The 16450-nt window shown below is 71.4% G+C and carries 14 protein-coding genes; 10 read left to right on the top strand and 4 right to left on the bottom strand.

Translation table 11 applies throughout. The annotated features are described in order from the left end of the window. Positions 1-16: 16 nt before the first annotated feature. The 10 genes from K8638_RS10610 (at position 17) to K8638_RS10565 (ending at position 11855) form a co-directional block, all read left to right on the top strand. Positions 17-2449, top strand: a complete 2433-nt coding sequence (locus K8638_RS10610; protein ID WP_223754339.1) for a heavy metal translocating P-type ATPase — start codon at positions 17-19, stop codon at positions 2447-2449. Then, on the top strand, positions 2446-2637 hold the full coding sequence (locus tag K8638_RS10605) for a cytochrome oxidase (RefSeq protein WP_223754338.1): 192 nt from the start codon (positions 2446-2448) through the stop codon (positions 2635-2637). The genes K8638_RS10610 and K8638_RS10605 overlap by 4 nt, the downstream gene beginning before the upstream one ends. A 4-nt stretch (positions 2638-2641) precedes the next feature. Then, positions 2642-5002 (top strand): cytochrome-c oxidase, cbb3-type subunit I, encoded by a 2361-nt coding sequence (gene ccoN / locus K8638_RS10600; RefSeq protein ID WP_223754337.1) that lies wholly within the window; start codon positions 2642-2644, stop codon positions 5000-5002. Beyond that, positions 5002-5181: a CcoQ/FixQ family Cbb3-type cytochrome c oxidase assembly chaperone gene (locus K8638_RS10595; protein WP_223754336.1), complete on the top strand. Its 180-nt coding sequence runs from the start codon at positions 5002-5004 to the stop codon at positions 5179-5181. The genes ccoN and K8638_RS10595 overlap by 1 nt, the downstream gene beginning before the upstream one ends. Further along, positions 5174-5737 carry a c-type cytochrome gene (locus K8638_RS10590; protein ID WP_223754335.1) on the top strand — a complete coding sequence of 188 codons (564 nt, stop codon included), beginning with the start codon at positions 5174-5176 and terminating at the stop codon, positions 5735-5737. Before K8638_RS10595 ends, K8638_RS10590 begins: the two co-directional genes overlap by 8 nt. A 27-nt stretch (positions 5738-5764) precedes the next feature. Continuing rightward, positions 5765-7183, top strand: coding sequence for a cytochrome c oxidase accessory protein CcoG (ccoG, locus tag K8638_RS10585; RefSeq protein WP_223754334.1), 1419 nt, complete (start codon positions 5765-5767; stop codon positions 7181-7183). A 449-nt stretch (positions 7184-7632) separates the two neighbouring features. Then, the gene (gene hemN, locus K8638_RS10580; RefSeq protein WP_223754333.1) at positions 7633-9003 is read left to right on the top strand and encodes an oxygen-independent coproporphyrinogen III oxidase; all 1371 of its coding nucleotides are present in this window, start codon (positions 7633-7635) and stop codon (positions 9001-9003) included. After that, positions 9003-9590, top strand: coding sequence for a hemerythrin domain-containing protein (locus tag K8638_RS10575; RefSeq protein ID WP_223754332.1), 588 nt, complete (start codon positions 9003-9005; stop codon positions 9588-9590). The genes hemN and K8638_RS10575 overlap by 1 nt, the downstream gene beginning before the upstream one ends. A 112-nt stretch (positions 9591-9702) precedes the next feature. Continuing rightward, a complete protein-coding gene (locus tag K8638_RS10570; protein ID WP_223754331.1) occupies positions 9703-10266 on the top strand; it encodes a peroxiredoxin in 564 nt (187 codons plus the stop codon). A 248-nt stretch (positions 10267-10514) separates the two neighbouring features. Further along, entirely contained in the window at positions 10515-11855 is a 1341-nt protein-coding gene (locus K8638_RS10565) for an agmatine deiminase family protein (RefSeq protein ID WP_223754330.1), read from the top strand. Positions 11856-11948: 93 nt separating this feature from the next. Here K8638_RS10565 and K8638_RS10560 read toward each other — a convergent pair whose 3' ends face one another. From K8638_RS10560 to K8638_RS10545, 4 genes are all read right to left on the bottom strand, one after another. Further along, positions 11949-12626 carry a DUF4476 domain-containing protein gene (locus K8638_RS10560; RefSeq protein WP_223754329.1) on the bottom strand — a complete coding sequence of 226 codons (678 nt, stop codon included), beginning with the start codon at positions 12624-12626 and terminating at the stop codon, positions 11949-11951. A gap of 54 nt (positions 12627-12680) precedes the next feature. After that, positions 12681-13661 (bottom strand): M28 family peptidase, encoded by a 981-nt coding sequence (locus K8638_RS10555; RefSeq protein WP_223754328.1) that lies wholly within the window; start codon positions 13659-13661, stop codon positions 12681-12683. Between the two features lie 103 nt (positions 13662-13764). Beyond that, the gene (locus K8638_RS10550) at positions 13765-14373 is read right to left on the bottom strand and encodes a 2,3-diphosphoglycerate-dependent phosphoglycerate mutase (protein ID WP_223754327.1); all 609 of its coding nucleotides are present in this window, start codon (positions 14371-14373) and stop codon (positions 13765-13767) included. An 88-nt stretch (positions 14374-14461) separates the two neighbouring features. Beyond that, the gene (locus K8638_RS10545) at positions 14462-16378 is read right to left on the bottom strand and encodes a lytic transglycosylase domain-containing protein (protein WP_223754326.1); all 1917 of its coding nucleotides are present in this window, start codon (positions 16376-16378) and stop codon (positions 14462-14464) included. Positions 16379-16450: the final 72 nt, after the last annotated feature.

Below are 16450 nucleotides of genomic sequence, written 5' to 3'. Positions count from 1 at the left end.
CAAGGTGACATCGCGCATGCCTGCCTCCCCCCATACAGAGCCCGCTCCGGACTCCTGCCTCCACTGTGGCAGTCCCGTCCCCGCGGGTGCGCCGTCGCGCGGCTTCTGCTGCGCGGGGTGCGAGGCCGTGTATGGCCTCCTGCGGGAGCAGGGGCTCACCCGCTACTACCAGCTCGCCCAGGGCAAGACGGCGCCGGCGCCGGAGCCGCGCAAAGATCGCGGCTTCGCGTGGCTGGAGCCGTTGGTGACTCGCGCCGAGTCCATGCCGGGGCCGGTGTGCGCGATGGAGCTGGACGTTCAGGGAATCCACTGCGCCGCATGTGTCTGGCTGATGAACGAGATGTTCCGCCGGCAGCAGGGTGGCGCGGGCCTCACCGTGGACCCGGCGCTGGGCAAGGTGCGGATGCAGTGGCGGCGCGGTGCCTTCGACGTGGGCGGCTTCCTGAAGGCGGTGGAGGGCTTCGGCTACCTCTTCGGCCCCAGCCGCAAGCGCCCCGAGTCCTCCAGCCTGGACCTGCCCATCCGCCTGGGCATCTGCGCCGCGCTGACGATGAACGTGATGCTGTTCTCGGTGAGCTTCTACGTGGGGCTCACCCCCGAGGACGGCGACGTGTTCGCCCTCTTCACGAAGCTGAGCCTCTGGCTGTCCACCGCGGTGGTGGTGGTGGGTGGCTGGCCCTTCTTCCGCTCCGCCGCGCAGGGCTTGCGGCGCGGCGTGCTGCACCTGGACCTGCCCATTGCCCTGGGCATCCTCCTGGTGTTCGGCACCTCGCTGGTGCAGGCCCGTGGCGGCCGCGGCGACCTCGCCTACTTCGACACGCTCAACACCTTCGTCACCCTGATGCTCGTGGGACGCTGGCTCCAGCAGCGCGTGCTGGAGCGCAACCGGCGCTTCCTCCTGGAGGATGACGGGGCGGAGGGGCTGTTCGTCCGGCGGCAGGAGGGCGAGCGGCTCGCCACCGTGCGCGCCTCGGAGGTGGGAGAGCGCGACGTGCTGGTGATTGCCCCGGGCGACCTGGTGCCCGTGGACGCGGTGCTGCTGGACACGGAGGCGCGCGTGTCCACCGACTGGATTACAGGGGAGCCCGGCGAGCGTGCGGTGGTAGAGGGGGAGCCGCTGCCCGCCGGGGCCTTCAACGCGGGCCGCGAGGCGGTGCGCGTGAGGGCGACGCAGGCCTTCACCGACTCACCGCTGGTGGCCCTGCTGCGCCGCGCACCCGAGGGCGCGGGTGGGGCGGCGGTGCACACCCGCTTCTGGGACCGGGTGTCACGCCGCTGGGTGGTCACCGTGCTGGCGGTGTCCGCCCTGGGGCTCGCCGTGTGGTGGCCGGCGGGGCCCGACAAGGCGCTGGAGGTCGCGGTGGCGCTGCTGGTGGTGACGTGCCCTTGCGCCATCGGCATCGCCACGCCGCTGGCGTACGAGTTGGTGCAGGCGCGGCTGCGGCGTGGCGGCTTCTTCGTGCGCAGCCCGGACCTGCTGGACCGGCTGCCGCGCGTGCGCCAGGTGCTGTTCGACAAGACGGGGACGCTGACGCTGGGCCGGCTGGAGTTGGTGGACCGCGCGTCGGTGGAGGGGCTCTCTCCGGAGGCGCGGGACGTGGCGTTCGATATGGCCTCGCGTAGCAACCACCCGGCGAGCCGGTGCCTCGCCGCCGCCCTCAACCGCGTGGGCGCGCGTTTCTCCGCGGAATCACGCGTCACGGAGTACCCCGGCCAGGGGCTGGAGCTCATCCGTGACGGTGTGTGCTGGCGGCTGGGGCGCCCCGGGTGGGCCGCGGTCGTGAGCGAGGTGGGCTATGCGGCCCCGCGCGGCCAGGGCCCGGTGCTGTCACGCGACTCGGTGCTGGTGGCGGCCTTCCCGCTGCGCGAGTCGGTCCGCTCGGACGCGCGGCGCGAGGTGCAGGCGCTCCAGGCGGAGGGCCGCGCGGTGTGGCTCATCTCCGGTGACTCGCCGGCGCGGGTTCGGGAGATGGCCGAGTCGCTGGGCGTGCCCGCACCGCATGCGCTGGGCGGCCAACGCCCCGAGGACAAGGCGGCGGCGGTGGCGGCGCTGGACAAGGCGGACACGCTGTACCTGGGCGATGGCGTCAACGACAGCCTCGCCTTCGAGCGGGCGCTGTGCGCGGGCACGCCCGCCATCGACCGGCCGGTGATGCCGGGCAAGAGCGACTTCTTCCTCCTCGGCGAGGGGCTGGCCTCCATCCGCGAGGCGCTCCACCTGTCGCTGCGGCTGCGCGCCGTGGTGCGCCGGCTGCTGGGGCTCGCCATCGCCTACAACGTGGTGGCCGTCGCCGTGTGCCTCGCGGGGTGGATGACGCCGCTGCGCGCCGCGGTGGCCATGCCCGCCACCAGCCTCATCACCGTCCTCTTCACCGTGTGGAGCCTGTCCGCCGCGCGTGAGCGTCCGGCCTCCATACCTACGCCCCTGCCGCGGGAGGTGCCGGCATGAACGTTCTCGTCCTCCAGGTCTTCGTGAGCCTGATGCTCGTCGCCAGCTCGGTGCTGCTGTTCGCGTACAGCGTGCGCCACCGCGACCACGAGCACGCCGACCGGCTCGCCCTCTTCCCGCTCGAGGACGACAGCGCCCGCCCGGCGCCGTCCACCTCCGAGTCCAAGCCTTCCGCTTCCCAGGAGTGATTCCGTGCAACAGCAACGAATCATCTACGACGACACCACCGTCCGGCGCTTCATCATGGCGTCGGTCGTGTTCGGCATCGTGGGTATGGCGGTAGGGGCCCTGGTGGCCAGCCAGCTCGCCTGGTGGCAGGCCAACCTGGGCATCCCCTACACGACGTACTCGCGACTGCGCCCGCTGCACACCAACGCGGTCATCTTCGCCTTCGTCGGCAACATGATGTTCGCCGGCGTCTACTACTCCACCCAGCGCCTCCTGAAGGCGCGGATGGCGTCCGACCTCCTCTCGAAGATTCACTTCTGGGGCTGGCAGCTCATCATCGTCGCGGCGGCGATAACGCTCCCCCTGGGCATCACCACCTCCAAGGAGTACGCGGAGCTGGAGTGGCCCATCGACCTGGCCATCACCCTCATCTGGGTGGTCTTCGCCATCAACTTCTTCTGGACGCTGAAGAAGCGGAACGAGAAGAACCTCTACGTCGCCATCTGGTTCTACATCGCCACCATCGTCACGGTGGCGGTGCTGCACATCGTCAACAGCCTGGCGCTGCCGCTGTCCGGGCTGAAGAGCTACTCCGTCTACGCGGGTGTGCAGGACGCGCTGGTGCAGTGGTGGTACGGCCACAACGCCGTCGCCTTCTTCCTCACCACGCCCATCCTGGGCATCATGTACTACTTCCTGCCCAAGGCGGCGGAGCGGCCCGTCTACTCGTACCGGCTGTCCATCATCCACTTCTGGGCGCTGGTCTTCATCTACATCTGGGCCGGCCCGCACCACCTGCTCTACACCGCGCTGCCGGACTGGGCGCAGTCGCTGGGCATGATCTTCAGCGTCATGCTGTGGGCTCCGTCGTGGGGCGGCATGCTCAACGGCCTGCTCACCCTCAAGGGCGCCTGGTACAAGCTGCGCGAGGACCCCGTCCTCAAGTTCCTCATCGCCGGCGTCACCTTCTACGGCATGGCGACCTTCGAGGGGCCGCTGCTCTCCATCAAGTCGGTGAGCGCGCTGGGCCACTACACGGACTGGATTGTCGGCCACGTGCACGGCGGCGCGCTGGGCTGGAACGGCTTCATGGCGGCCGGCATGTTCTACTGGCTGGTGCCCAGGCTGTACGGCACGAAGCTGCACTCCACCAAGGCGGCGGACGCGCACTTCTGGCTCGGGACGGTGGGCATCCTCCTCTACATCGTGTCGATGTGGATCAGCGGCATCAACCAGGGCCTGATGTGGCGCGCCACCAACCCGGACGGCACGCTGCTCTACCCGAACTTCGTGGAGACGCTGCTGGCCATCCGGCCCATGTACATCGTCCGCTTCGTGGGCGGCACCATGTACCTGGTGGGCTTCATCATGATGGCGTGGAACCTGTGGAAGACGGCGGTCGCCGGCAAGGCGGTCGACGGGGAGACCACGGTGGTGGTGGAGGAGAAGGCCGCCGAGGCGGGTGTCGCTCCCGCGCCGGTGCCCGGCTGGGTCCAGGTCGTCACCGGCCGCCCGCTGGTGTTCGCCATCGCCATCCTCGCCGCGACGATGTTCCTGGGCTGGGCGAAGCCGGTGCGCGCGCTGGTGCTGATGGGCGCCATCATCGCCATGGGCGAGTTCGCCTGGATTGTCACCCGGCGCGAGCGCGAGGCGGGCAAGCCGTCCTGGTTCGGCCTCATCGAGGGCCGGCCGCTGGCCTTCACCGTGCTGACCCTGATTGCCATCCTCATCGGTGGCGTGGCGGAGCTGCTGCCCACCATCATGATCAAGCAGGCCGTGCCGGCGCACGGGGCGGCGCAGCAGCCGTACTCGCCGCTGGAGCTGCAGGGGCGTGACCTCTACGTCCGCGAGGGCTGCTACACCTGCCACTCGCAGATGATTCGTCCCTTCGTGGCGGAGACGCAGCGCTACGGCGACGTGTCCCGCGCCGAGGAGTTCATCTACGACCACCCGTTCCAGTGGGGTAGCAAGCGCACCGGCCCGGACCTGCACCGGCTGGGCGGCAAGTACCCGAACCTCTGGCACTACACGCACATGATGGACCCGCGGGCCACCAGCCCCGGCTCCAACATGCCGCCGTACCCGTGGCTGGCGGAGAACCGCATCCAGGTGAAGGAGGCGCCGAAGAAGCTGGCGCTGATGCAGAAGCTGGGCGTGCCGTACACCAACGCGGACGTGGACTCCGCGGAGGACCGGCAGAAGGCGCAGGCCGAGGCCATCACCGCGGACCTGGCCACGCAGGGTGTGAAGGTGGCGTGGGACTCGGAGATGGTGGCCCTCATCGCCTACCTGCAGCGCCTGGGCCGCGGGCCGCAGGACGTGCCCGCGACGCCGGGTGGGCCGCCCACCGCCGCCGTCACCGGCAGCCAGGGAGGGAGCCGCTGATGTACAAGCAATTCTACCAAGGCATGGCGCTGACGGAGCTGCCGCTCTTCGCGCTCGTCCTGTTCATCATGGTGTTCCTCGGCGTCGTCGCGTGGGTGTTCGGCGTGCGGCGCAGCCGGGACTTCGACACACTCGCTCAAATGCCACTGGCGGAGCGGGGGGAGGGTGGCCGTGAGTGACAAGGCCATGAGTGAGAAGGCGCCGCTGCACTACATCTACGACGGCATCGAAGAGCACGACAACCGGCTGCCCAACTGGTGGTTGTTCATCCTCTGGACGACCATCGTCTTCGGGGCGGGCTACTGGTTCTGGTACCACATCGCGGAGGTGTCGCCGGGGCAGCTCGGCGAGTACAACGCCGAGGCCGCGGAGCTGGCGAAGCGCTCGCAGGGCAACAAGCCCGCGTCCGACGAGACGCTGCTGGCGCTGATGCAGGACCCGAAGGCGGTGGACGGCGGCAAGGCCGTGTTCCAGGCCAACTGCGCGTCGTGCCATGGCGCGCAGGGACAGGGCCTCATCGGCCCCAACCTGACGGACGGGTACTGGCTGCACGGCGGCAAGCCGGTCGCTATTCACAAGGTGGTGGCCGAGGGCGTGGTGTCCAAGGGCATGCCCGCATGGGAGCGCACGCTGGGGGCCGAGCGAGTCAAGGCCGTCACCGCGTACGTGCTGACGTTGAAGGGGACGAACGCACCCGGCGGCAAGGAGCCGCAGGGCGAGCCCGAGCAGCCGTAGGCCCGGGAGGGAAGAGGCGCGCGGTATATGGGAACGACATCCGGGCCGGACAGCCCACGCATCGACCAGCTCAGCTCCATCCACGCGGACGGTTCGCGGCGTGCCATCCACCCCGCGGACGTGCATGGGCGGTTCATCACCCGCCGGCGCGTGGTGTTCGCGGTGCTGATGGCCATCTACGTGGCCCTTCCGCTGGTGCAGGTGGGCGGTCACCCCTCGGTCCACCTGGACGTTGCGGCGCGCCGCTTCTACCTCTTCGGCGGCACGTACAACGCCCAGGACTTCTGGCGCGTTCTCTTCCTGCTCACCTCGGTGGGCTTCGGCCTGCTGTTCTTCACCGCCTGGCTGGGCCGCGTCTGGTGCGGCTGGGCGTGCCCCCAGACGGTGTTCCTGGAGGGCGTATACCGGCCGATAGAGCGGCTCTTCGACGGGCCCCGCGAGCGGCGGCTGAAGCTGGCCGGCGCGCCGTGGACGCCCGCCCGCGTGGGACGTGCGGTGCTCAAGCACGGCGCGTACGTGGGCGTGTCCATGCTCATCTCCCACGCGGCGCTCAGCCTCTTCGTGTCCGCGGGCGGCCTGGTGTCCATGGTGTCCGCGGGCCCGGCGGCGTCACCCGTGGCCTTCGGCTGGGCCATGGCCGTCACCGGCGCGCTGTACTTCAACTTCGCGTGGTTCCGCGAGCAGCTCTGCGTGGTGGTGTGCCCCTACGGCCGGCTCCAGTCCGCCATGCAGGACCGGGACTCCGTCATCGTCGGCTACGACACGAAGCGGGGCGAGCCTCGCGGCCGGATGCTGAAGGTGAAGCCCGGCGAGGTGGCTCCGCCGCGCGGGGACTGCGTGGACTGCCGCCGGTGCGTGGCGGTGTGCCCCACCGGTATCGACATCCGCAACGGCCTGCAGATGGAGTGCCTGGCCTGCGCGCAGTGCGTGGATGCGTGCGACGAGGTGATGGACAAGGTGGGCCGGCCGCGCGGGCTCATCCGGTACGACTCGCTCAACGGGCTGGCGGGCCAGAAGCACCGCGTGGTGCGGCCGCGGCTGGTGCTGTACGGCGCGCTGATGGTGGCCGCCATCACCGGGCTGGTGCTGAGCCTCGTGGGGCGCGTCCCGTTCGAGGCCAACCTGCTGCGCTTCCAGGGCACGCCCTACCTCCTCGAGGAGGGCACGGTGCGCAACCAGTTCGAGCTGCACCTGGTGAACAAGAACCCCGGTGAGGCGACCTTCACCATCCGCGTGGACAGTCCCGTTCCCGCGCACGTCGTGGTGCCGCAGTCGGAGCTGAAGCTGGCCTCGCTGGAGAGCTTCCGCGTGCCGCTGTTCATCACCGTCCAGCAGGGCCGCGTCGCCGTGCCCTTCACCTTCTACGTGGAGGTGAAGGACTCCGCCTCCGGCGAGGTGAAGCGCATGGAGGCCCGCTTCCTGGGGCCCGCGCAGCCCGGCGGGTGATTGGCGGTTCGCCCGCCCCCCACGGCGGGGCCGTTGGCGGGGCGTGCCCGGTACGGAAGCCGCGCACCCTGTGGGCGGGGCGTGCGTGAGCCCGGCCTGATGCGCCCGGTCAGCGCTCGCGCCCGCCGTGAGCGCGGCTGCCTGGGACGATGGTGAGGCTCCCCTGGGGCGGCTGCCCGTCGTGAGCGTGGCTGCCTGGGACGCTGGCGAGGCTCCCTTGGGGGGGCGGCTGCCCGTCGTGAGCGTGGCTGCCTGGAGCGCCGACGGGGGCCCGCCCCGCGGGGGCTCGTTCCCCATCAGATCGGCTGCCTGGTGGGCTGGCGGGGGCACGACGCAGAGGTCGCGCCCCCTGGGGGGAGGGGCGCAGAAGTTGCGCCCCAGGAGGGGGCGTGGGGGGCCGGGTCCTTCGGTGCGGGGCTGGCACGGGGCTTGGAATGGAGAGGGGTGAGATGGAACCCCGAGCGCACGTTCCCACGCCCTCCGAAGCGCTGCTGAGCCGGTACGACGTCGCCGGCCCCCGGTACACCAGCTATCCCACCGCGCCCGAGTGGCGGCAGGACTTCGGCGCCGACGCGCTCGCCGAGCGGCTGGGCATCGCGGGTGCCCGGGAAGGCTCGGAGCCCCTGTCCCTGTACGTCCACCTGCCGTTCTGCCGCAGCCTCTGCTGGTACTGCGGGTGCAACGTGGTCATCAGCAAGGACCGCGGCGCGGCGGACCGGTACATCGACCACCTGGTGATGGAAATGGACCTGGTGGCGGAGCGGCTCGGCGCCCGGCGCGCGCTGTCCCAGATTCACTGGGGCGGCGGCACGCCCACCTTCCTCACCGAGGCGCAGATTGAGCGGCTGTGGAGCGAAATCACCCGGCGCTTCACGCCGCTGCCGGACGCGGAGGTGGCCATCGAGGTGCACCCCGCGCTGACGACGCCCGGGCAGCTCTCGCTGCTGCGGCGGCTCGGCTTCAACCGCGTGTCCATGGGCCTGCAGGACTTCGACCCGCTGGTGCAGCAGGTGACGAACCGCATCCAGACGCCGGAGCAGACGCGGGCGCTGCTGGAGCACGCGCGCGAGCTGGGCTTCAGCGGCGTGAACTTCGACCTCATCTACGGCCTGCCGCATCAGAACGCGGAGCGTTGGGCTCGCACGCTGGAGAAGGTGCTGGAGATGCGGCCGGACCGGCTGGCCGTCTACTCCTTCGCGTACATGCCGGACACGCTGAAGCACCAGAAGCGCATGCCGGCGGACGCGATTCCCGGCGGCCGCGTGAAGCTGGACCTGTTCCGCTCCGCGTACGCGGCCTTCGTGGAGGCCGGCTACCGGCCCATCGGCATGGACCACTTCGCGGTGCCCGAGGACGAGCTGGCGCGCGCGCAGGCCGAGCGCCGCCTGGGCCGCAACTTCCAGGGCTACACGGTGAAGGCCGCGTCGGACGTGGTGGCGCTGGGCAGCACCGGCATCAGCGACGTGGGCGGGGCGTATGCCCAGAACGTGCGCGCGCTGCCCTACTACTACGAGCGCGTGGCCCAGGGGAGCCTGGCCACCGAGCGTGGCATCGCCCTCACCGACGACGACCGGCGGCGCCGCGCCGTCATCACCCAGCTCATGTGCAACTTCTGGACGGACCTGGGCGAGGAGGGCGCGAGCTACTTCGCGCCCGAGCTGGAGCGCCTCAAGCCGTTCGAGGACGACGGGTTGGTGGCGCGCACCGGCACGCAGCTCGAGCTGACGCCGCTGGGCCGCCTCTTCGTCCGCAACGTGGCGATGGTGTTCGACGCGTATCTCTCCCGGGCCGCTCGGCCCCGTTTCTCCCGGACGGTGTGATGACAGCAATGGATGCATTGGACGTACTGACCCACGAGCACCGGCAGATCCAGCACGTGCTGGACCTCGTGGCCCGGGCGGTGGAGCGAGGGAAGCAGGGAGAGTTCGTGTCCGCCTCGCTCTTCCTGCGGGCGGCGAACTTCTTCCTCACGTACGTGGACGGCAGCCACCACGCGAAGGAGATGGTGCTCTTCCAGACGATGCTGGTCCACCGGCTGCCGCTGGCCACCAGCCTGCTGTCCCAGGTGTCCGGAGAGCACGGCACGGGCACCGAGCAGGCGCTGGCCCTGCGCGACGCCGCGGAGGCCGCGCTGCGTGAGGGCGCGGACCCGGAGCCGATGCTCACCGCGGCCGAGGCCTACCTCCGCCTGCAGCAGGGCCACACCACGGCCGAGGAGACGCAGGTCTTCCCGCTGGCGCGCCGGCTGCTGCCCGCCAACGTGCTGGAGCGCATGCGCACGCGCTTCGCCCGCATCGAGGCTTCGCACGGCTCGCTCGCCGAGGCCGTTGACGCCATGGAGCGTGCCTTCGCTCCGGCACGCCCGCCCGTGCGGCCCCTCGCGGTAGGCGGCGTGCGCTCGTTCTGAGGACGCCGCGCCCGGGCGGGGAGCAGGCGGGCGGCCGGCGCCCGCTCCCCTGGTGTCACCACCCGGCAGTGGCCACCTCTACCCGCGTGGACCCTGAGCCAGGGGCGCGTGCATGGGACGACCCGACGGGACGGCAGGACGTGATGCGAGAGGGGGCCTCGCGCCGCGCGCGCTGAGGCACCTGGCCCTGGTGGGCGCGCTGCTCGCCGCCACCACCGCGGGCGCCACGCTCCGGCCCGGCGAGTCGCTGCCGGAGTTCTCCACGAAGGACCTGCTGGACCAGCCGCACCAGAGCCGCGAGCTGGTGGGGCGGACCACGCTGCTGGTGGTCATCACCGACAAGGACGGGGGAGACGAGATGCGCCGGTGGTTCGACACCGCGAATACCCGCGTGCCCGGCTCCGTGCACCGTGCCTCCATCCTCACCTTCAAGCTGCCCTTCTTCGTGAGCGCCGGCACCGTGCGCGGCAAGGCCCGGGAGAAGGTGCCCCGCGAATTCTGGCGCGACACGTGGCTGGACAAGAACGGCGACATGGCGAAGGCGCTGGGGCTGGCCTCCAGCCGCACCCCGTACGCCTTCGTGCTGGACGCGCGGGGCCGCGTGGTGGCCGCCGTCCACGGCACCGTCGACTCGCCGGAAGCCCAGGCGGTGTGGGACGCACTCACCCGGGGCTGAGCGTCCTCCGGGGAGGCCCGCGCCTCCGCCGCCTGGGTACGCGGCTACCCCGAGGCGATTGCCATGTCTCTCCGCCCACACCCGGTGTGTCTGACGCGGCGCTTCCGGGTTTTTCCTGGCGCACCGCGAATCGACATGTGTCGGAGGGCTCATCCACGATGCGCGCCCCGGGGCCGTGGCGCGTGCACGCACGATGAGTCGACACCGGCCGGCGCTGCCCCTGGGCCGGCCTTGCAAGGGGATGTCACATGAAGTGGCTGAAGCCGTGGTTGTTCGCCACCCTCGCCGTGGCCGGCGCGGGCTGCGGCGGCGTGGAGCCGGAGTCCGGCGCCGGGATTGCGTCGCGCGCGGAGGCGCTCAGCGACGAGCCGCCGATGGTGCCTCGCGGGCTGACGGAGGAGGAGAAGGCGCGCACCGAGTCGGACCCCGCGCAGGGCGCCGCGCAGGCACTCGCGTGGGAGTGCAACCCGGAGCTGTACGGCTTCACCTCCGCGTCCGGCAACGTGGGCTTCGCCAGCGAGGCGGACTCCACCACGGGGCTGCTCATCGGCTGGCCGTCCTATGGCTGTAGCGTCCCGGAACTGACGGAGCTCATCCGCACCGGCATCGGGCGGGTGCAGGTCACCGTGCTGGCGGACGGGCAGTTCCACGAGGGGGCGAAGGCGTGCCTGGAGCACCGGGGCGTGACGCCGGCGCAGCTGTCCCAGGTGGAGTGGGTGGACATCCCCGTGGACAGCGTCTGGATTCGCGACTACGGCCCTGAGGTCGTCACCGGGGCGGGCGGCGAGCGGCGCATGGTGGACATGAGCTACTACCCGCAGCTCTCCAACACCTGCAACAACCTGGCGGGGCGCACCAACGACGACGCGTCGCCCACGCGGCTGGCCGCGGCCTGGGGCGGCATGCCGGTGGACCGGGCGCAGGTGCGGCTGGAGGGCGGCAACCTCCAGACGGACGGCGCGGGCACCTGCTTCCGCGCGCGGCGCGACGCCAACGCGCGCAACTGCTTCTCGCGCTGGTGCTACACGGAGGAGGAGCTGAACGAGGTCATCGGCGCCTTCCACGGCTGCCGCGTCATCACCCTGGAGTCGATGGTGGGCGGCGTCATCGACCACATCGACATGTGGATGACGGTGCTGTCTCGGCGCACCATCCTCGTGGGCCAGTACGACCCGGCGGATGACGCCGCCAACGCCGCGATTCTGGACCGCAACGCGCAGCGGCTGGCCGGCCTGGGCTACCGCGTGGTGCGCGTGCCCATGCCGAAGCCGTACTGCAAGCAGCGCAACGCCACCTGCACCGGCAAGGAGTCCCTCATCGGCCCGTGCGACGGCACCAGCGAGCGCGTGTGGGCCACGTACATGAACTCCATCCGCGTGGGCAACGCGCTGGCCGTCCCCGTCTTCCAGTGGGTGCCCGAGTCCCACGAGGCCATCATCGCCCAGCAGCAGCAGCAGGCGCTCTCCACGTACCAGCGCGAGCTGGACCGCGAGTTCGGCCAGGGCGCCGTGCACGTGGTGCCCATCCCGTCCGACAGCCTCATCCCCTGCCAGGGCTCGCTGCACTGCGTGACGATGACGTACCGCTGAGCGCCCGCGGGCACGCTGAAAAGACCACGGGCGCCCCGGGAAGTGTCCCGAGGCGCCCGCGGTGCTCCAGTCACGCTCGCGTCGTCCGGCCCGTCAACGCTGCGACAGGATGTCCTGGAGCCGCTTCTTGTCGCTGGAGAAGGAGAAGGCGCTGTAGAGCTGGTAGCCGTTCTCCGGGTCGAGGATGCGCGGCTTCAGCTCGCGCACCGCCGTCAGCTTGTCCTGCGAGAAGGGGAAGTGGTTGAGGAGCTCCGCCACCTGGGAGATGAGGAAGTAGTTGTCGCCGGCCGCCAGGCTGATGATGCGCATCTTGTCCTCGGCGAAGCTCTCCCTGGCGACGGCCTCGTTCAGGCGCTTGAAGGGGCCGTCCGGCATGGGCCGCACCACCGGCGCGGGCGGCGGCGGAGGGGGCTGCGGCTGCGGCCGCGGGGCCGGGGTGACGGCGCCCAGGGGGGGAGCCTCGGCGACGAGCTGCTGCACGGAGTCCAGCGTCTCCTGCGCCTTGCGCACCTTGTTGCGCCCGTTGCCACCACGGCCGTCCATGCGCTCCTCGGCCTCCTCCAGCAGCCGCTCCAGGCGGGCCAGGCGGGCGTTCAGCTCATCGCGGTCCACCACCACCAGGGTGCCCGTGCGCGGGGGCGGCTGCGGCGCGGGCTGCGGCATGGGCCGGCCCGGAGGCGGCGGGCGGCGCAGCTCGGCGCCCTGCGGCTCGTTCGCGGCGAGGGACGTCGTGGCGGTGAGGAGGGCGAGGGCGAGGGTGAGGGCCTTCATGGGGAGCATCCTTTCGTGTACTCGACACTACCGACGCGCCCCGGCCCCCGGCATTCAATTCCCGGGGGGAGGGCCCGCGGCCAGCGTCCGTACGGCGCAATACACCCCCTGGACGGCCTGGGCCATACGCTCGTAGTCGAGCGTGTCCCATGTGTCCTCGGAGGTGTGGTAGCGCGGGTTCCGCATGAAGGCCGTGTCCGTCACCATGACGGCCCGGTAGCCCTGGTCCCAGAAGCTGGCCTGGTCCGAGAAGTCCACTCCCTCCAGCGCCCTGGGCGCGGTGAGGGACTCCACGGGGAGGGGGCTGCCGGCGCGCATGGCGGCGGCCACGGCGTCCGTGAGCCCGCCGTCCCCCGGGATTCCCACCACGCCGATGAAGTCCCCCGTGTCCGGGTAGCGCAGGCGGAGCGCGGCCACGGGGTAGTCCTGGCTGCCCGGCGCGTCGCTGTAGGTGCCGAGCATCTCCAGCGAGAGCATGGCGCGCACGCTCACCCCGGCCTCCTTCAGCGAGCGCGCGTGCACCGCGCTGCCCATGCGGTCCGTGTGGAAGTGGGGCGGCTCTTCCAGCGTGAAGGCCACCAGGTCCACGCGGAGGGGCGGGGGCTCGCGGCCCAGCACCCGCGCCAGCTCCAGCAGGCCGGCCACGCCGCTGGCGTTGTCGTCCGCGCCGGGCGTGCCCTCGGCCGAGTCGTAGTGCGCGCCGACGACGAGCCGCGCGCCGCCCTCCGGCCCGAAGCGGGCGATGACGTTGCGGTAGTCGCGGCCCGCCACGCGGAAGGGCTGTGACTCCACGTGCCCGCCGGCCCGCTCCAACTGGCCCGCGATGTAGTCCGCGGCGCGCTCCAGGTTCTCCGGGTGGCGGTAGTCCCGTGGGTGGAAGGTCTCCGACAGCATGCGGACGTGCGCTCGCAGCCGCTCCGGCTCCACGCCGGCCATGGCGCACGTCCGGGCGGAGGGGAACTCCCGCCGCGTGCCCCACCCCCACGCGCGGGCCAGCCCGAGGACGGCCGCGAGCAGCGTGGCACCGATTCCCATCCACAGTCCTCCGCGACGCATGTGCCGTCTCCCTCCGGGCGCCGTGTCCACCCGTGCCGCCGTTGGACCTCCCGGGAGGCGGCGGAGTTCCGCGCCCCGTGACTCAGGGCATGGGCGTGTGCTTGGAGAGCACCTGGCCGTCGGGCGACATCTCGTAGATGAGCGGGGCGCCGGTGGCCAGCTCCAGCCCCACCACCTGTTCGCCGGTGAGCTTGTCCAGCTTCATCACCAGCGAGCGGTTGGAGTTGCCGTGCGCCACCACCAGCACGTTCTTCCCCAGGCGCAGGTCGCCGGCGATGGCGCGCTCATAGAAGGGCAGCACGCGCTTCGCCGTCATCTCCAGCGACTCGCCGTTGGGCGGGGGCACGTCGTACGAGCGGCGCCACAGCTTCACCTGCTGGTCGCCGAACTCCTTCGCCGCGTCCGCTTTGTTGAGCCCCTGGAGGTCGCCGTAGTGCCGCTCGTTGAGCGCGGCGTCGCGGATGATGGGAATGCGCTGGCCGAGCGTCTCCAGGATGATGTCGAGCGTCTCCTGCGCGCGGCTGAGCGCGGAGGTGTAGGCGACGTCGAACTTCATCCCCTGGAGCGCCTTCGCCGCGAGCCGTGCTTCGTTGCGGCCCTGCTCGGTGAGGGGCACGTCGACGAAGCCGGTGAAGCGGTTCTCATGGTTCCAGAGGGACTGGCCATGGCGGACGAGAGTGAGAGTGGGCATGGGCCCTTCTGCTAGCGCAAGCCGGACGGTGCGGCCAGGGCGGGAACGCGCCTTCCGCGGGCATTCGTCCGGGGCTCCACACCGGCCGCTATCTTCCGGACGTCTTGCGCTTCACGGGCTTGGGGGCGCAGCGCCCGGTCTTCGCCGCTCCGCCCGGGGGCCAGAAGTGCTCCAGCGGGCGCGCCTTCGTCTCGAGGATGCGCGACGAGTACCAGTAGTGGTTGCGGATGATTTGAGCCACGTAGTCACGCGTCTCCCGCAGCGGGATGGACTCGATGAAGTCGACGAGGTCCGTCCCCACGAGCCCCTGCCGCTTCCAGCCCGCCACCCGTCCCATGCCCGCGTTGTAGCTCGCGAGCGCGAGGGCGCGGTTGCCGCAGAAGTAGTCGACGAGGTAGCGCAGGTACTTCGTCCCGACGCGGATGTTGGGCTCCACCTGGAAGAGCAGCCGGCCCGTGCCCCGCTCCAGTCCGTCCGCGGTGCTCGGCAGGAGCTGCATCAGCCCGATGGCGCCCTGTCCGGACTCCGCGTTCGTCCGGAAGGAGGACTCCTGCTTCATCACGCCCAGCACGAGGGCGGGCTCCAGCGCGTGCTCGGCCGCGTACTTCTGGACGAACTCCAGGTGTCTCGGTGGGAAGAGGAGCCGGAGGGCAAACGGCGTGAGCGCGCCGGGATGCTTCCGCCGGAGCAGCTCCGCGACGGCCTGGAACGCCGCCGGGTCATCCCCGGCCTCCGAGTGCAGCATCGCGAGGTACAGCAGGAAGGGAGCACCGAGCCTCGCCGGCTCGCGTGACGCCAGCCCCTGGAGCTCCTCCGCCGCGAGCGGGGCCATGCCCTCGGCCAGGAAGTGCTCGGCCCGCTCCAGGCGCTGCTGCTCGCACGAGTCCAGCGCCGCGTCTCGTGCCGCCGCCTTCGGCGTGGCGGAGGAGATGCGAGCCTGGAGGTCCTCCCCCGAGGCCGTCGCCGCGAGCATGCCGTACCAGGTGAGCGGCGCGTCCTCGACGAGCGCCTTGAAGACCTGCTTCGCCTCCGCGGGCTTCCTGCCCCGCGCGAGCGCGCGTCCCCTCCAGTAGCGGGCGCGGAGGACGTGGGGCGAGGCGGGCCAGGCCTCCGGCAGGGCCTGGAACGCGGCGGCGGCCTCCGCGAACTTCCGCGCCCGGTAGAGGGCCATCGCCCTGGTGAAGGCCTCGGCGTCGGGGGCCATGGTGGGCGCGGTGGGCTTCCGGGACGGCGCGGGAGGGAAGGGGCCGAGCGCTTCGAGGGAGACGTGCTTCGTGATGGCCCGGGCCTTGGGCGAGGTGCGTCCCTCGAGCTGGATGAACCGGCGCAGCCACTCCGCGCACGTGGGGGAGACGGAAGGTTTCGCCGGCGGCGGGGGGGCCTGCCGCGCGCAGGACTCCGCGTAGCGGCCGAGTGTCTCCGGCTGGAAGCCCATCAGCAGGTCCACCGAGTCGAAGTGGGCGAAGGCGCTCTCGTAGAGCTTCTGCGTCTCCGGCCACTGCTGTCGCGCATGGAGGGCCTCGCCGGCCACGGCCTCGGTGCGCCCGAGCTCCTCCGGCAGTTTCCTCACCGCGACAGGGGACGGGCAGCTCTCCTCCGCGCGCTGGTAGAGCGCGAGCGCCTTCTTCGCGGCCTCCAGCGCCTCCTCGCGCTTGCCCCCGGCCAGGAGCTCCCTCGCCTGGTTGCGCGAGCCCGCGGCCTCGAGCTGCAAGCCATACGGGAGGAAGAGCGGGTCCTGTTGCAGGAGCGTCGCGAGGCGCAGGGCCTCCGCGGGCTGTCGCGGGAGGGCGTCCTGGGCCGCGCGGAGCTGCCGGGCGGCCGGTGAGCGGAGTGCCTGGAGCGCGTCGCGCAGCTCCTCGACGGAGCGCTCGGTGATGGGGGCGTTGGCGTTCCCTTCACGGGCCGGCGGAGGTTGGGCTTCGGCGGAAGGGGGCGTGCCCCAATGGCCCGTCCCCCCGAAGAGGACGAGACAGGCAATCCACCCCACGAGCTTCACCCCGCGCATCCCGCCTCCGTTCCGAGCGCCGCGAGCCGTGGGCATCCGATGCCCCGGGCCGCGTCCTGTCCATGGCTGGGA

Source organism: Myxococcus sp. RHSTA-1-4 (assembly GCF_020037125.1).
In the GTDB taxonomy this organism is placed as follows: domain Bacteria; phylum Myxococcota; class Myxococcia; order Myxococcales; family Myxococcaceae; genus Myxococcus.
This window is presented reverse-complemented; position numbering and strand designations above follow the sequence as displayed.

What these genes read in the sequence shown, in the direction of transcription:
- K8638_RS10550 (WP_223754327.1), bottom strand. Translation starts at nt 14,373, where the DNA reads ATGCCCACTCTCACTCTCGTCCGCCATGGCCAGTCCCTCTGGAACCAT.
- K8638_RS10565 (WP_223754330.1), top strand. Translation starts at nt 10,515, where the DNA reads ATGAAGTGGCTGAAGCCGTGGTTGTTCGCCACCCTCGCCGTGGCCGGC.
- K8638_RS10545 (WP_223754326.1), bottom strand. Translation starts at nt 16,378, where the DNA reads ATGCGCGGGGTGAAGCTCGTGGGGTGGATTGCCTGTCTCGTCCTCTTC.
- K8638_RS10595 (WP_223754336.1), top strand. Translation starts at nt 5,002, where the DNA reads ATGTACAAGCAATTCTACCAAGGCATGGCGCTGACGGAGCTGCCGCTC.
- K8638_RS10575 (WP_223754332.1), top strand. Translation starts at nt 9,003, where the DNA reads ATGACAGCAATGGATGCATTGGACGTACTGACCCACGAGCACCGGCAG.
- ccoG (WP_223754334.1), top strand. Translation starts at nt 5,765, where the DNA reads ATGGGAACGACATCCGGGCCGGACAGCCCACGCATCGACCAGCTCAGC.
- K8638_RS10570 (WP_223754331.1), top strand. Translation starts at nt 9,703, where the DNA reads ATGGGACGACCCGACGGGACGGCAGGACGTGATGCGAGAGGGGGCCTC.
- K8638_RS10560 (WP_223754329.1), bottom strand. Translation starts at nt 12,626, where the DNA reads ATGAAGGCCCTCACCCTCGCCCTCGCCCTCCTCACCGCCACGACGTCC.
- K8638_RS10605 (WP_223754338.1), top strand. Translation starts at nt 2,446, where the DNA reads ATGAACGTTCTCGTCCTCCAGGTCTTCGTGAGCCTGATGCTCGTCGCC.
- K8638_RS10610 (WP_223754339.1), top strand. Translation starts at nt 17, where the DNA reads ATGCCTGCCTCCCCCCATACAGAGCCCGCTCCGGACTCCTGCCTCCAC.
- hemN (WP_223754333.1), top strand. Translation starts at nt 7,633, where the DNA reads ATGGAACCCCGAGCGCACGTTCCCACGCCCTCCGAAGCGCTGCTGAGC.
- K8638_RS10555 (WP_223754328.1), bottom strand. Translation starts at nt 13,661, where the DNA reads ATGGGAATCGGTGCCACGCTGCTCGCGGCCGTCCTCGGGCTGGCCCGC.